We start from the raw sequence: 15,592 nt of genomic DNA on the forward strand, positions 1-15,592 counted from the left end.
TTGACCCGAATTCCGCTGTCTACACACGCCTTCAATACTTCGCGAAAACTCATAGCTCGATAAGTCCCTGATCGCTACTGTCGGTGTTGTCCATCACCAAAGCGTCACGCAACGCCGTCTCGCCCAACCGTTCGTCAAGATACGTCGCCAGTGCCGTGATCGTGGTCTTCTCGAACACGTCTCGGATCGATAGCTCAATGCCGAAGTGCTGCTTGATCTCAGCCAGAACCTTCACCGCCAGCAGCGAGTGACCGCCGATCTCGAAGAAATGATCGTATCGCCCGATCCTCTCCACCGCCAGCGTCTGCTGCCAAATCCTGGACAGCACGCGCTCGCTGTCAGTGCGTGCCGGCTCGAACGCGCTCGCCGCCGTGGCCGCGCCGTCCGGTGCTGGCAATGCGGCGCGGTCGAGCTTGCCGTTGATCGTCAATGGCAAGGCGTCAAGCACGACAAAGGCAGCCGGTATCATGTAGGCAGCCAACGTGGCGGCGAGCCGCTCCCGCAAGTCTGCGATCTCCAACGTCACGCCAGGCGCGGAGACCACGTAGGCGACAAGACGACGATCGCCGCGATCCTCGCGCACCGCAACCACCGCCTCGTCGACGTCCGGGGCGGCAGCCAGCGCCGCTTCGATTTCGCCCAGTTCGATGCGGAAGCCACGGATCTTGACCTGCTGATCGTTGCGACCGAGATACTCGATCGAGCCATCCGACAATCGTCGGCCGAGGTCGCCAGTACGGTACAGCCGATCGTTGTCAGGTAGCGTCAGGAAACGTTCGGCGGTCAGCGCTGCGCGATTCAGGTAGCCACGTGCGACACCGCCGCCGCCGACATAGATCTCCCCGGTCATCCCAAGCGGCACCGGCTCACCACGATTGTCGAGCAGGCGCAGCGACAGATCCGCCAGTGGCAGGCCGATGGGACTTCCACTGCCGCCGCGTACCTCTGTCTCGCTGATCTCCCGGTAAGTCACGTGCACGGTGGTTTCGGTGATGCCATACATGTTGATCAAGCGTGTGCGATGCAGAGCGTTGCGCTCGATCCACGGCAGCAGCGCATGCAGCTCCAGCGCCTCGCCGCCAAAGATCACCATCCGCAGTTGGTGGTTGTGGCTCTGGTCCTGGGCGGCGGTCAATGCACGGAACGCGCTCGGAGTCTGGTTGAGCACGGTCACGCCCTCATCCGCCAGCAGGCGCAGGAATTCTTTCGGTGACTGCGCCACCGGCGCTGGCACGATCACCAGGCGGCCACCGTGCAACAAGGCCCCCCAGATCTCCCACACCGAGAAATCGAACGCGAAGGAATGGAAGAGCGTCCAGATATCGCGCGTTCCAAAGTCGAAGTGGCGCGCGCAGGCGGAGAACAGCCGAACCACGTGGCGATGTTCGACCATCACCCCCTTCGGTCGACCCGTCGAACCGGAGGTGTAGATAATGTACGCCAAATGCGTGGGATCCAGGCCCGGTACGCGCGGATCGTGTTCGTCCGCTGGCGCACCTGCCATGATCGTCAGCAGTGGACAGGACACGCCAACGTCCGCATCTGCTCCGTTGCCGGTGTTTTCGGCTGGCTCATCAACCAGCAGCGCGACCGGTGCGCTGTCTTCGAGCATGTAGGCCTGACGCGCTGCTGGGTAGGCCGGGTCGATCGGCACGTAGGCGGCACCGCTTTTCAGGACGCCTAACAGGCCGATTAGCATCGGCAGGCCGCGGGCCGCCCGAACCGCAACCCTGTCGTCCGGCTTCACTCCCAGGGTCAGCAGCCGGTGCGCGACCCGGTTCGCCGCGCGGTTCAACGCGTCGTAGCTCAGGCTGTGTCCCTGGAAGCGTAGTGCTTCAGCCTGCGGCGTGCGTCGTACCTGCGCCTCGAACAGCGCCGACAGGGTGTCGACGACCTCGAAGCGCTCAGCCGGTTGCTGCCACGCCTCAAGCTCGGCACGCTCGACAGCGTCGAGCAGGTCGATGCGGCAGCCGTCGCGCATGGCGGCCGGCAGTTGTTCCAGCACCCGTTGCATGTGGCCAATCGTCCGCTCAATCAGCCGGCTGTCGAAGGTCTCGCTGCGATAACCGAAACGGATCGTCAACCGACGGTCGAGCAGTGCGCTGAGCACCAGTGGATAACTGGTCTGCTCGCTGCTATCGGCGCGTTCGATCGTCAGTTGCGGCGTTGACGCATCCCTATCGCTGCGGTTCGCTTCCTCGACCGCATCCAATGGGTAGTTCTCAAAGGCCAGCAGGCTTTGAAACAACGGTATGCCCTGCACCTCCGACAAACCCTGGATCTCTGCCAATGGCAGGTAGCCATGCCCGCTGGCGCGAGTGAAGCCGTCGTGCAGCTTCGCCAGTGCCTGTTCGAGCGCTTGGCCATCGACGAAATCGACTCGTACAGGAATGGTGTTGATAAACAATCCGACCATGGACTCGATGCCCGCTACTTCGGCTGGCCGGCCCGCGACCGTCGCGCCGAATACCACGCTGTTCTCCCCGCTATAGCGGTGAAGCAGATAGGCCCAGGCCCACTGCACGAGCGTATTGGGCGTTGTGCGCAGTTCGCGCGCCAGCGCGCTGAGCGCTGCGGTTGCGGTCTCGTCCAGTTCCATCAGGCGTTCGCGGTAGCCAGCAACACCAGGCTCGGATGTCAGGCCGCGGCGATCGATGCTTAGCGGCGTCGGCGCCGAAATGCCGCCCAGATAGCCGCGCCAGAAGTCGCGCGCGACGTCGCGGTCACGGCTCTCCAGCCACGCGATATAGCGCTCGTAAGGCACCGCGACCGGCAGGCTTGGGCGCTCGCCAGCGATGCGTGCGCGATAACAGGCCATCACATCGCGGTACACCAGCGGCATGCTCCATCCGTCGAGCAATACGTGGTGGAGGCTCCACACTAGCAGATGGCGGTCTTCGCCCAGGCTCACCAGGGTCACGCGCATCAACGGTGCATGGGCGAAGTCGAAACCTCGCGCGCGATCGCTGGCCAGCAAATTTTCGATGCACTGCTGTTGCGTAGTCGCATCCATTCCCCTCCAGTCCTCTTGCCGCCATTGCAGTGGGGCCTGCTTCAACACCACTTGCTGCAGCGCCTCGCCCGCGCCGGCGAACGCAGTCCGCAAAATGTCATAGCGGTCCACCACGTCTTGCCAAGCGGCCTTGAAGGCATCGACCTCCAGCGGACCGCACAGCCGCGGATGCACCTGCACCACGTAGGCCGAGGCGTCCACCTGGGAGTGGAACCACAGACCGCGTTGCATCGGCGTCGCGGCGTACAGGCGGACCAGATTCGGATAGTCGTGCAGCACGGCATCCAGCGTCGATGCGTCGAGGTGCGCAAGTGGAAAGTCCGAGGGCGTGAAAGCGCCAACACCTGGCTCCTGGCAATGGGCGATGATCCGCCGCAATGCAGCCATCGCCGCGTCCAGCACCGCGCGTACTTTCTGCTCGTCGTCGCGACGTCCATCGAAGTCCAGCGAAAGTTGCAGGCAGTTGCCGAACACCATCGCGTTGATCGCGTAGCGTGCCGAACGTTGACGCGATGCACTGCCCTGCACGCCGGCTGGTTCCGGTGCGATCTGGAATGCACTACCGGGGGTGATCACCTGATCAAACTGACCCAGATAGTTGAATGCGAGCAGGCATGCTCCGCCGTCGTCGCGACCACGCAGGCCGTGCCCGATTCCACGGTGCGGGACGGCGCGACAGCTCTCCTTGACCCCTTTGATGACCTCGCCCGTCGTGCCGCCGTGCCAGCGCAGCGGGAGTGGGTACACACTGGTAAACCAGCCGACCGTGCCGGTGGTATCAAGGGTCGGGAACAAATTCTCGCGCCCGTGGCCTTCGATCAGCACGTCGAGCGCGCCGGCCCGCCCAGGATGCGGCAACGCCATGCAGACAGCTGCTAGCAACAGTTCGTCGACACGCGTGTGGTAAGCCGCATTGCAGGACTGCAGCAACGCGGCGGTTTCCGCATCGTCGAGCGTATCGGTCAGCACGCGGCTGTCGCCCAATCGGCCGTGGTCTTCGCGAGGTGCGGCTCCGGTTCCGTCGAGATGGGCATCCCACCAGGCAGCGTCGAGGCGGCCCGGTTGTGTCTCACGCCATTCCTGTAATGCTGCGCCCCATTGTGCGAAGGAGGAGGTTTTCGACGCCAGCGTCACCGTTCGGCCGTCGCGATGCAGCGACCACGCCTGTTCCAGGTCGGAGAGCAGGATGCGCCAAGACACCGCGTCGACGACCAAATGGTGCGCGACCAGCAGCAGACGACCCTCGCCTGCATCGGCCTGGAACCAGACTGCCCGGAACAACGGCCCCTGCGCCAGATCGAAGCCACGTTGCCAGCGGTCGCATTGCAGGACCAGATCCTCGCCCAACGGCTCCACCTGCGCAGCCTGCTCCAGCATTGCCGCGTCCCAGGGCCGGTAGCGGCCCTGCCAGGTGCCGTCGTCGTCGCGATAGAAGCACAGCCGCAGCGCGTCATGGCGCTTGTAGACGGCGGTAACCAGCACGCGCAGCGCGTCGGCGTCGAACGTTGCCGGCGCAACCAGCAGAAGCGCCTGGTTGAAGTGGTGGATCTGCTGGTCTTCGCCGGCCAGGAAATCTCGCTGGATCGGCAATAGCACTTGCAGGCCCTGCACCGCATCCTGCGGCGCATCGGCACGGGCCGCGGTACCGGCCACGGCGGCCAGCGCGGCGATCGTGCGCGCCTCGAACAGCTGGCCGGTGGTGATCGCGATACCGTCCTGGTTGGCACGCGCAACCACTTGGATCGCCAGGATCGAATCGCCGCCGCGTTCGAAGAAGTCGTCGTCAATGCCGACCTGCTCGACCCGAAGTACCTGCGCCCAGATGTCGGCCAGCGCCTGTTCGAGAGGATTGCGTGCAGCCACGAAGTGCGTCGCTGATGCGGTCGGCGCGGGTGCCGGCAGGCGACGCCTGTCGACCTTGCCATTGGCGGTGACCGGCAGACGCTCCAGCATCACCACCGCCGACGGCAGCATGTGATTGGGCAGGCGATGGGCCAGGCGCTGGCGTAGCGTGCGCGCCAGGTCCTCGCCGCCATCGGCGGCGATCACATAGGCGACCAGGCGTTGTCCATGGCCATCGTCGTCGCGGGCGATTACCACTGCCTCGGCGACATCCGGTTCGGCGGCGATCGCGGCTTCGACCTCGCCCGGTTCGACCCGGTAGCCGCGGATCTTGACCTGCTCATCAACGCGCCCAAGGAAACGCAGCTCACCGGACTCGCTCCAGCAGACCCGGTCGCCGGTGCGGTAATAGCGTACGCCCTCGCTCTCGACGAAGCGCTCGGCCGTTAGTGAGGTGCGGCCGAGATAGCCGCGCGCCAACGCGACGCCCCCCAGCCACAGCTCGCCCGGTACGCAGCGCGGCTGCAGGGCTCCGTCCTCGGCGCACACGCGAAGATGCACACCCGGCAGTGGCGCACCAAGTCGCACCGGTTTGCCGGCGACGACGCGCGCGCAGGTCGCTGCGACGGTGTTCTCTGACGGGCCGTAGGCGTTGAACAGCGGCATCCGCACCGCCCAGGTCCAGGCCAGATGTTCGTCGCAGGCCTCGCCGGCGACGATCAGCACCCGCAACGCGTAATCTGCCTGCGGGTTGAGCTGGGCCAGCATCACCGGCGGCAGGGTCGCGTGGGTGATGCGCTGCTCGACCAGCAATTCGGTCAACGCCTGCGCCGACAGACGGGTCATCTCGCTGCACAGATGCAGGCTGGCGCCTGCGCCCAACGCCATCAGCCATTCCCAGGCCGCGGCATCGAACCCGATCGAAGCAAAGCCCAGGACGCGGCTGTCGGGAGTGGTGGCATACAGGGCCTGTTGCGCATCGGCGAGGTTGGACAGGCCGCGATGCTCCAGCATCACTCCCTTGGGCCGGCCGGTCGAACCGGAGGTATAGACCACGTAAGCCAATCTGTCAGGGGTGGTGGCCACCGCCGGCGTCGAATCGGCAGCACGTGCGGCGATGCGTTCCAGCGCGACCACCGCGTGCCGGCCCGCCAGCGCCTCGCGCCCGGACGCATCGGCGAGTACCAAGCGTGCGCCGGCGTCCTCAAGCATGAAAGCGATCCGTTCGGCCGGATACGCCGGGTCGATTGGCAGATAGGCAGCTCCCGCAATCAACGCTCCGAGCATCGCCGCGATCGTGTCGGCGTGGCGCCCAGCGCAGATCGCAACGATCTGCTCCTGGCCAACCCCGCGACCAGAGATCTCTGCAGCGATTGCCATCGCCCGTGCGGCCAACTCGGCGTAGCGGGTCTGGTGCCCGTCGATTCCGATCGCGAGCGCATCGGGTTGACGCCGCGCCCAGTCGAGCACGCGTTCGTGCACTGCGTAGAACACCGGTGCGGGGGGCGCCACGGTCCCCAGCTTGAGCAAACCCGCTCGCTCCTCCTCTTCCAGCAGATCGACCGTATCGGCTTTCAGCGCGTCCGGCAACCGCCGCAGCACTGAGCAAAGGTGAGCGATCAGGCGGGTGGCGGCGGCCGGCGCGATCTGCTCGGCGCGGTAGCCAAGGCGCAGCGTCAATACCCGTCCCAGACTCGCGCTGAGGCTGAGCTTGTAGCTGGTGCGTTCGGAATGACCGCTGCTCTCCATGCGTAGGCCGGCGGTCTGCGGAGTCAGCGCCGGATCGGCCATCGCATCCAGCGGGTAGTTGTCGAACGCCATGATGCTGTCGAACAACGGCGAGCCGGGCGCGATCTCCGACTCGCGCTGGATCTGCGCCAGCGACAAATAGCCATGGTCGGTGGATCGCTGGAACTGTTCATGCAATGCAGCCAGAGACTCGCCGATCGAGCCGCCGTTGAAGTCCACCCTGACCGGCAGCGTGTTGATGAATAACCCGACCATCTCGCCGATCGCCGCCACGTCGACGTCGCGGCCGGACACGGTCGCGCCGAACACCACCTCACGCTCGCCGCTGTAACGATGTAGCAGCCAGGCCCAGCTCCATTGCAGCAAGGTGTTGACCGTGGTGCGGCGATGCTGGGCCAGCCCGCGCAGCGCCTGGCTGGCCGCTGCATCCAGTTCGACGGTGAGCTCGCGATGGCCGCTCTGGCCGCTGTCTTCGCCGCGGTCGATCGCCAGCGGCGTCGGTGCCTCGATGCCGGCCAGACGCTCGCGCCAGTAGGCGCGCGCTTGGGCCGGATTCTGGCGTCCCAGCCACGCCACGTATTCCTCGTAGGGCGCCGGCTCGGGCAACGGTGCGGAGGCGACTCCACGCAACGCCGCGTAGGCGTGCATGACGTCGCGGTAAACCATCGGCAGACTCCATCCGTCCAACAGCAGATGATGCTGCGTCCACAGCAGTTGCCAGCGCTCATCGCCTACCCGCAAGAGGGTTACCCGCATCAGCGGCGGAGCCTCCAGCGCGAATCCGATCGCGCGGTCGGCTTCGCGGAATGCGTCGAAGCGCGCGCGCCAGTCACTCTCGTCGAGACCGCGCCAATCCAGTTCCTGCCAAGGCAGTTTGACGTCGTCGGAGACGACCTGTAGCAATCCATCGCCGGCGGTGTGGAAGCCAGTACGCAAAATCGCATGCCGGTCGACGGTTGCCTGCCAGGCAGCGCGGAAGGCGGCCACGTCCAACGCGCCGCACAGCAGAGGATGGATTTGCACGACGTAAGCGGAACGATCCAGGGCCGCGTGGTAATGCAGCCCCGTCTGCATCGGCGTCGCCGGATAGGCGCGGCGGAGGCGCGGATAGCGCGCCTGCAGCGCGTCGACCGCTGCCTGGTCCAGTGACAGCAACGGAAAGTCCGAGGGGGTGAACCCTCCGCTGCCGGCCTGCAAACAATGCGTGATGACCGTACGCAGGCCATCGACGATGCAGTCGAGCAGGCGCGCCGCGCTGGCGCAATCGTCGCGCGCCGGATCGTGGCCGAGCGAGAGGCGCAGGCGGCTGCCGGCAACCAACCCACTCAATGACCAGCGCGCCGAACGCCGCCGCGTCGGCGCCACCTGCATACCGGCTGCGCCTTCGGCGGCGCGCAGACCGGCCTTGCCCTGCAAAACCTGGTCGACTTGGCCCAGATAGTTGAATTCGAATTCCGGCTCTGCCATCGCCCGCAACAACGTATCGCCGCGCAGGTCGCGTAGCACGCCAAAACCCAGCCCGTCGCCCGGCACGGCGCGGCAACGCTCCTTGATTGCCTTGATCACCTCCGATAGTTCGGTGGTGGCGGCATGCAGGGTCAGCGGATAGACGCAGGTAAACCAGCCGACGGTCTGGGTCAGATCGAATTCGCCGTCCGGCGCTGTGCGGCCGTGTCCCTCCATCCGCAGGGCCACTCGGTCGCAGCCACTCCATGCGCGCACGCCTAGATAGACTGCGGCCAGCAGGAGGTCATTGATGCGGGTACGGTAGGCGGCATTGCAGTGCTGCAGCAGATCGCGGGTGCTGTCCTCGTCCAGTACGTGGTTGATGCTGCGCGCAGTGCCATGGTCGCCATGGTCGGGCATTAATGCGGGAGCGTTCGCGTCCGTCCCAGCATCGCGCGCCTGCTCGCGCCAATAGTCCAGTTCGGCCGTGGCGGAATCACTTTGAGCCCAGTGCGTCAGCCGCTCGGCCCACTGCTGGAACGACCGCGTCTTCAGCGGTAACGTGATCGGCTCACCGGCACGCAGGCTCGCATGACCGCGTTCGATGTCTTCCAACAGGATGCGCCAGGACACACCGTCCACAACTAGGTGATGCGCGACGAGCAACAGGCGCCCCTCCTGGCCAGCCGGCGGCACGAAATGCACTGCGCGCAACAGCGGCCCGCGCTCCAGATCGAAGCTGCGCTGCCAGCGCTCGCAACGTGCGTCCAACCCGTCCAGTCCTGGTTCCAGCACGACCGCTGCATCCAGGAGTTCCGTGTCCAGCGGTGCATAGCGCGCGTGCGGCGTGCCGTCCACAAGCGTGAAGCGTAATCGCAGCGCGTCATGGCGGAGGTACAACGCTCGCATGATCGGCGCCAGCACGCTCGGATCGAAGTCGACTGGCGTAGTTAGCCAAATCGACTGGTTGAAATGGTGACGGTCGACCGGGTCGTTGAAGAATCCACACTGGATTGGCAGCAGGCGTTGAGAGCCTTCGCTATCGCCCTGCGGTACCGCCTGGGTCACGCCCTCCCGCACGCGCATTGCGAGGGTGGCGATGGTCTGTGCCTGGAACAAGTCGCGGGTGGTCAGCGCAAGGCCATTCTGGCTGGCGCGGGCCGCGACCTGAATCGACAAGATCGAGTCGCCACCCAACTCGAAGAAGTTGTCGTGGATGCCGACCTGTTCCACCTGCAAGATCGCCCGCCAGATCGAGGCCAGGGTACGTTCGGTCTCGTTCCGGGGGGCCTGATAGTCACCCACCGCCAGCGACGCGGCGTCCGGCTCCGGCAATGCGCGGCGGTCTAGCTTGCCGTTGGCCGTCAGCGGCAGCGCCTCCAGCGACACCAACGCCGAAGGCACCATGTAGTCCGGCAACTGTGTGGACAGTGTCTGCCGCCAGTCCGACACACGGCCCTGGCCGCCCACGACATAACCCACCAGACGACGCCCGCCCTGTTCGGTCTGCCCAATCGTTACCACCGCCTCGCGCACGCCCGGCAGCCGCTGCAGCGCCGCTTCGATCTCGCCCAGCTCGATCCGGAAACCGCGCAGCTTCACCTGGCCGTCGTTGCGACCGGCAAACACGATGGTCCCATCCGCACGCCAGCGCCCCAGGTCCCCGCTTCGGTAGTAGCGCCCCGGGCCGCCCAGCGGATCGGCCACGAACCTCGCAGCACTGAGCTCGGGCTGGTTCAGATACCCGCGCGCCACTCCCGCCCCGCCGATGTACAGCTCCCCGATCACGCCTACCGGCACCGCACGCCCCTGCCCGTCCACGATCCGGATCGTCGTGTTGCCGATCGGGCGACCGATCGGAATCGCATGCCCCGCCAGGTCTGCCAGGACGATCTCGTGGGTGGTGGCGAACGTCGTCGTCTCGGTCGGACCGTAGCCGTTGATCAGCCGCCGCGGGCGCTGCGACCGCGACAGCAGTCGTCCCACCGTGTGCACGTCCAGCGCGTCGCCTCCGATCAGCAACTGGTCCAGCTGCCCGAACGCGACTTCCAGCGCGTCCACGTAGGCGTTGAACAGTCCCACCGTCAGCCACATCGCACTGACCCCGAACCGCGCCAGTGCCGCCGACAGCGCCGCCGGATCCAGCACTGTCGCAGGATCGATTACCGCCACCCGGGCACCGTTCAACAACGGTGCCCACAGCTCCCAGCTCGAGGCGTCGAAGGCCGGGTTGGCGCAGTGCGCCACCACGTCGTGATCGCCCAGCGGCGCAAACCCGCCGTTGACCGCCAGCCGCAGCACCGCGCCCTGCTCGACCATCACCCCTTTCGGTGTCCCGGTCGAACCAGAGGTATACATCACATAGGCCAGATCGCTGGCCTGGCCTGCCACCACCGGCGCCGTATCCGGATAGCGGGCCCACGCCGATGGCGCCAGCGGCAGGGTTGCTTGGAACCCTGCGCCTTCCAGCGCCCGGTCGGACAGCACCACCGTCGCACCGCTATCGGCCACCAGGTCGGCCAGGCGGCCGATCGGTTGCTCGGGATCCAGCGGCACATAAGCCGCCCCGGCCTTGAGCACGCCCAGGAGCGCGACCACCAGATCCAGGCTGCGGGTGGCGATCAGCGCAACGCGCTGCTCGCGATCCACCCCATGCGCACACAAGCCGTGGGCCAGACGATTGGCGCGCGCATCCAGCTCGGCATAGCTGAGCGCGTGATCAGCATCGCATAGCGCGATCGCCTCGCCGCGACGGGCCGCGCAGGCGGCAAACACCTCGGCGATGGTGGACTGGGCCGGATACGCACGGGCGGTGGCGTTGAAGCCGTGGACCAGTTGCTCGCGCTCGCGCTCGGACAGCATCGGCAACGCCGCCACCGGCTGCCCTTCGGCGTCGGGCAGTGCCTGCAGCAGCCGCTGCAGATAGCCGGCCCAACGTTGGATCGTTGCCGCGTCGAACAGGTCGGTGGCGTATTCGAGTACACCGCGAATACCACGCGCGTCGTCGGACAACGACAAGGTCAGATCAAAGCGCGTGCTGGCATGGGCCTGTTCGAGACTCGACAGGCTCAGCCCTGGCAACTTGCCTGTGGCCCCTTTGGGTGTGTTGTCGAACGCCAGCGCGACCTGGAATAGCGGGCTGTAGGCCAGCTGCCGCGAAGGTTTGAGCACATCGACGATCTGTTCGAACGGGACGTCTTGATTGGCCAGCGCGGAGAGCACGCCGGTTCTGACCTGCTCTAGCAACACCTGCACCGGGGCGTCGGCGTCGACCCTCACTCGCAGCGGCAAGGTGTTGACGAAGAAGCCGATCAGCACCTCGAGTTCTGGTGTCGGCCGGTTGGAAACCGGGCTGCCGATCACCACTTCGTCCTGCCCGCTCAGCCGCGAGAGCAAAATTGCCCATGCCGCGATCAGCGCCATGTAGGTGGACGCGCCATGCGTTCGCGCCCAATCGCGCAGACGTGTGCTCGCTGCCTCGCCCAGTTCGAAGGGCAACATCGCCCCAGCGTGCGAAGGCTGCCGGGGACGTTCGCGATCGGTCGGCAGTTCTAGCAGCTCCGGCGCTCCGTGCAGGTGCTCCCGCCAGAAGGTCAGTTGCGCTTCCAACGCGACATCATCGATCCGGCCGCGCTGCCAAGCCGCGTAATCGGCGTATTGCAGCGGCAGCGGCGGCAGGGGGTCGGACGCGCCCTTGACGAAGGCACGATACAGCGCGCTCAGCTCTTGGGTCAGGATGCCGTTGGACCAGCCATCGGACACGATGTGATGCAGGGTCAAAAACAGCGCATGCTCATGTGCGCCAAGGTGCACCAGACGCGCCCGGATCGGGCACCCAGCGCCTAGATCGAACGGAGTGAGTGCTTCCTCGCGTGCAATTGCGGCCAGGGCTTGAATGCGCGCCTCCGGGTCTAGCAGGCTCAGGTCGTCCTTACGCAGTGGCAGGCCTTCGTCCATGGGCGCGATCCATGGGGTCGCGCAACCGTCGGTCTCGGCGAAGCGCATGCGCAACACCGCGTGTCGCGCCACGATGCGGTCCAGTGCCGCTTGCAGTGCCTGTAATTCCAACGGCCCCTGCAGATGCAATGCCGAAGGCATGTGATATGCCGCCGACGCGGCGCGGTCGAGCCGATCGAGAAACCACAACCGCTGTTGGGCCAACGATAGTTGCGGCGGCTGCGCCGGATCGATGGGGACCGGCACCGTCGTTGATACCGCTGCGGCGGTTTCCAGGAAGGCGGCCAACCGTGCCGGAGTCGGATGCTCGAACACCGCGCTGACCGGCACCTGCCGCTGCAACTGGGCCGCCACCCGTGAGGCCAGCCGCGCTGCCAGCAGCGAGTGCCCACCCAACTCGAAGAAGTTGTCGTGGATGCCGACCCGTTCCACCTGCAAGATCGCGCGCCAGATCGAGGCCAGGGTACGTTCGGTTTCGTTCCGGGGGGCCTGATAGTCGCCCACCGCCAGCGACGCGGCGTCCGGCTCCGGCAATGCGCGGCGGTCCAGCTTGCCGTTGGCCGTCAGCGGCAATGCCTCCAGCGACACCAACGCCGAAGGCACCATGTAGTCCGGCAACTGTGTGGACAGTGTCTGCCGCCAGTCCGACACACGGCCCTGGCCGCCCACTACATAGCCCACCAGACGACGGCCGCCCTGTTCGGTCTGCCCAACCGCCACCACCGCCTCGCGCACGCCCGGCAGCCGCTGCAGCGCCGCCTCGATCTCGCCCAGCTCGATCCGGAAACCGCGCAGCTTCACCTGGCCGTCGTTGCGACCGGCAAACACGATGGTCCCATCCGCACGCCAGCGCCCCAGGTCCCCGCTTCGGTAGTAGCGCCCCGGGCCGCCCAGCGGATCGGCCACGAACCTCGCAGCACTGAGCTCGGGCTGGTTCAGATACCCGCGCGCCACTCCCGCCCCGCCGATGTACAGCTCCCCGATCACGCCTACCGGCACCGCACGCCCCTGCCCGTCCACGATCCGGATCGTCGTGTTGCCGATCGGGCGACCGATCGGAATCGCATGCCCCGCCAGGTCTGCCAGGACGATCTCGTGGGTGGTGGCGAACGTCGTCGTCTCGGTCGGACCGTAGCCGTTGATCAGCCGCCGCGGGCGCTGCGACCGCGACAGCAGTCGTCCCACCGTGTGCACGTCCAGCGCGTCGCCTCCGATCAGCAACTGGTCCAGCTGCCCGAACGCGGCTTCCAGCGCGTCCACGTAGGCGTTGAACAGTCCCACCGTCAGCCACATCGCACTGACCCCGAACCGCGCCAGTGCCGCCGACAGCGCCGCCGGTTCCAGCACTGTCGCAGGATCGATTACCGCCACCCGGGCACCGTTCAACAACGGTGCCCACAGCTCCCAGCTCGAGGCGTCGAAGGCCGGGTTGGCGCAGTGCGCCACCACGTCGTGATCGCCCAGCGGCGCAAACCCGCCGTTGACCGCCAGCCGCAGCACCGCGCCCTGCTCGACCATCACCCCTTTCGGTGTCCCGGTCGAACCGGAGGTATACATCACATAGGCCAGATCGCTGGCCTGGCCTGCCACCACCGGCGCCGTATCCGGATAGCGGGCCCACGCCGATGGCGCCAGCGGCAGGGTTGCTTGGAACCCTGCGCCTTCCAGCGCCCGGTCGGACAGCACCACCGTCGCACCGCTGTCGGCCACCAGGTCAGCCAGGCGGCCGATCGGTTGCTCGGGATCCAGCGGCACATAAGCCGCCCCGGCCTTGAGCACGCCCAGGAGCGCGACCACCAGATCCAGGCTGCGGGTGGCGATCAGCGCAACGCGCTGCTCGCGATCCACCCCATGCGCACGCAAGCCGTGGGCCAGACGATTGGCGCGCGCATCCAGCTCGGCATAGCTGAGCGCGTGATCAGCATCGCATAGCGCGATCGCCTCGCCGCGACGGGCCGCGCAGGTGGCAAATACCTCGGCGATGGTGGACTGGGCCGGATACGCACGGGCGGTGGCGTTGAAGCCGTGGACCAGTTGCTCGCGCTCGCGCTCGGACAGCATCGGCAACGCCGCCACCGGCTGCCCTTCGGCATCGGGCATTGCCTGCAGCAGCCGCTGCAGATAGCCGGCCCAACGTTGGATCGTTGCCGCGTCGAACAGGTCGGTGGCGTATTCGATCGCGCCGCCCACGCTGCCATCCGCATTTTCGACAAAGGTCGCAGTCAGATCGCAATGCGCGCTCTGGTGGGGCATCGACACCGACTGTACGTCCAGGCCAGGCAGCACCAAACCGCGGCCGCCGGGCGTGTTGTCCAGCGCCAGCATCGTCTGGAATACCGGATGGTGGCCGAGATCGCGCACCGGCCGCAGTTCTTCGACCACTTGTTCGAACGGCACATCCTGGTGGTCATAAGCGCGTAAGGTCGCATCGCGCACCTGAGTGATCAGTTCGGCAACGCTGCTAGCCGCCGCCGGGTTGACACGCAATGCGAGCGTGTTGACGAAGAAGCCGACCAGGGTCTCGGTCTCGCGTCGCTGACGGTTGGCGACCGGGGTGCCGATCACCACCTCACCCTGCCCGCTCAGCCGCGACAGCAGAACCGACCAAGCGGCCAGCAACGCCATGAAGAGTGTCGCGCCATGCGCAGAGGCCCAGTTGCGCAACAGCTGCGCCTGCTCCGGCGCCAGGCGCAACGGCAGGCTGGCGCCACGGTGACTTGGGCGCGCCGGCCGTGCCCGATCGCCAGGCAGCTCCAATAGCGCCGGCGCATCGCGCAAGCCTTGGCACCAAAATCGCAACGAGGCGTCGAGGCTGCCATCGGCCAGTCGCTGCTGTTGCCAACAGGCGTAATCGGCATAGGTCAGGCTCGGCGCCGGCAAGGGGTTGTCGCGGCCTTCAACAAAGGCCGAGTACAACACGGCCATGTCCTGCACGAGCAGCCCCATCGACCAGCCGTCGCCGGCGATGTGGTGTGTAGAGAAAAACAGAACATGATCGTCCTCACCCATATGAGCCAGTGCGACCCGCAACAGCACGTCCCCTGACAGGTCGAAGACGGCGCTGGCCTGCGCCTGCAGCAGTGCGTCCAGCGCGCTTGAGCGCGCTCCCTCTTCAAGCCCATCCAGTGCGTGCCGAACCATGGTCAGCGATGTCGCCGGCAACACACGCTGTACCGGCTCTCCGTCGTGGTCGGCATAGACGGTACGCAGGATCGCATGTCGTTCCAGCAGCGCTTCCAGCGCACGCTGCAATGCGGCCACGTCAAGTCGGCCGCGCAGGCGCAGCGCACCGGGCAAGTTGTATTGCGGGCTGCCGCCACCAAGGAGATCAACGAACCACAACCGACGCTGCGCGAATGACAGCGGGTAGCACGACGCCTTCGCTGCCGGTTGGATCGCAGCTAAGGCACCATTGCCGCGGCCACGCTCGAGAACGGCGATCAACGCGTCCTTGTGCGAACGGATGGCGTCCGCCAACTCCGGCGTGATCGCGCCGCGCGGCGCATTGCTGCGCAAGCGTCCTTCTTCGACAGAAAGCATGACCTGCCGTCGGCCGAGTTCATGCAGCAACGCGGCCAGATCCAT

The 15,592-nt window shown here is 66.4% G+C and carries 1 protein-coding gene; it reads right to left on the reverse strand.

Annotation, left to right across the window (positions count from 1 at the left end; all coding sequences use genetic code 11):
- Positions 1-49: 49 nt before the first annotated feature.
- Positions 50-15,592, reverse strand: coding sequence for an amino acid adenylation domain-containing protein (locus ABQ039_RS10115; RefSeq protein WP_349777921.1), 15,543 nt, complete (start codon positions 15,590-15,592; stop codon positions 50-52).

This window comes from Xanthomonas sp. WHRI 6108 (assembly GCF_040202385.2).
GTDB classification, from domain to species: Bacteria; Pseudomonadota; Gammaproteobacteria; order Xanthomonadales; family Xanthomonadaceae; genus Xanthomonas; species Xanthomonas arboricola.

Coding starts and splice junctions, on each gene's coding strand:
- ABQ039_RS10115 (WP_349777921.1), bottom strand. CDS start 15,592: ATGGATCTGGCCGCGTTGCTGCATGAACTCGGCCGACGGCAGGTCATG.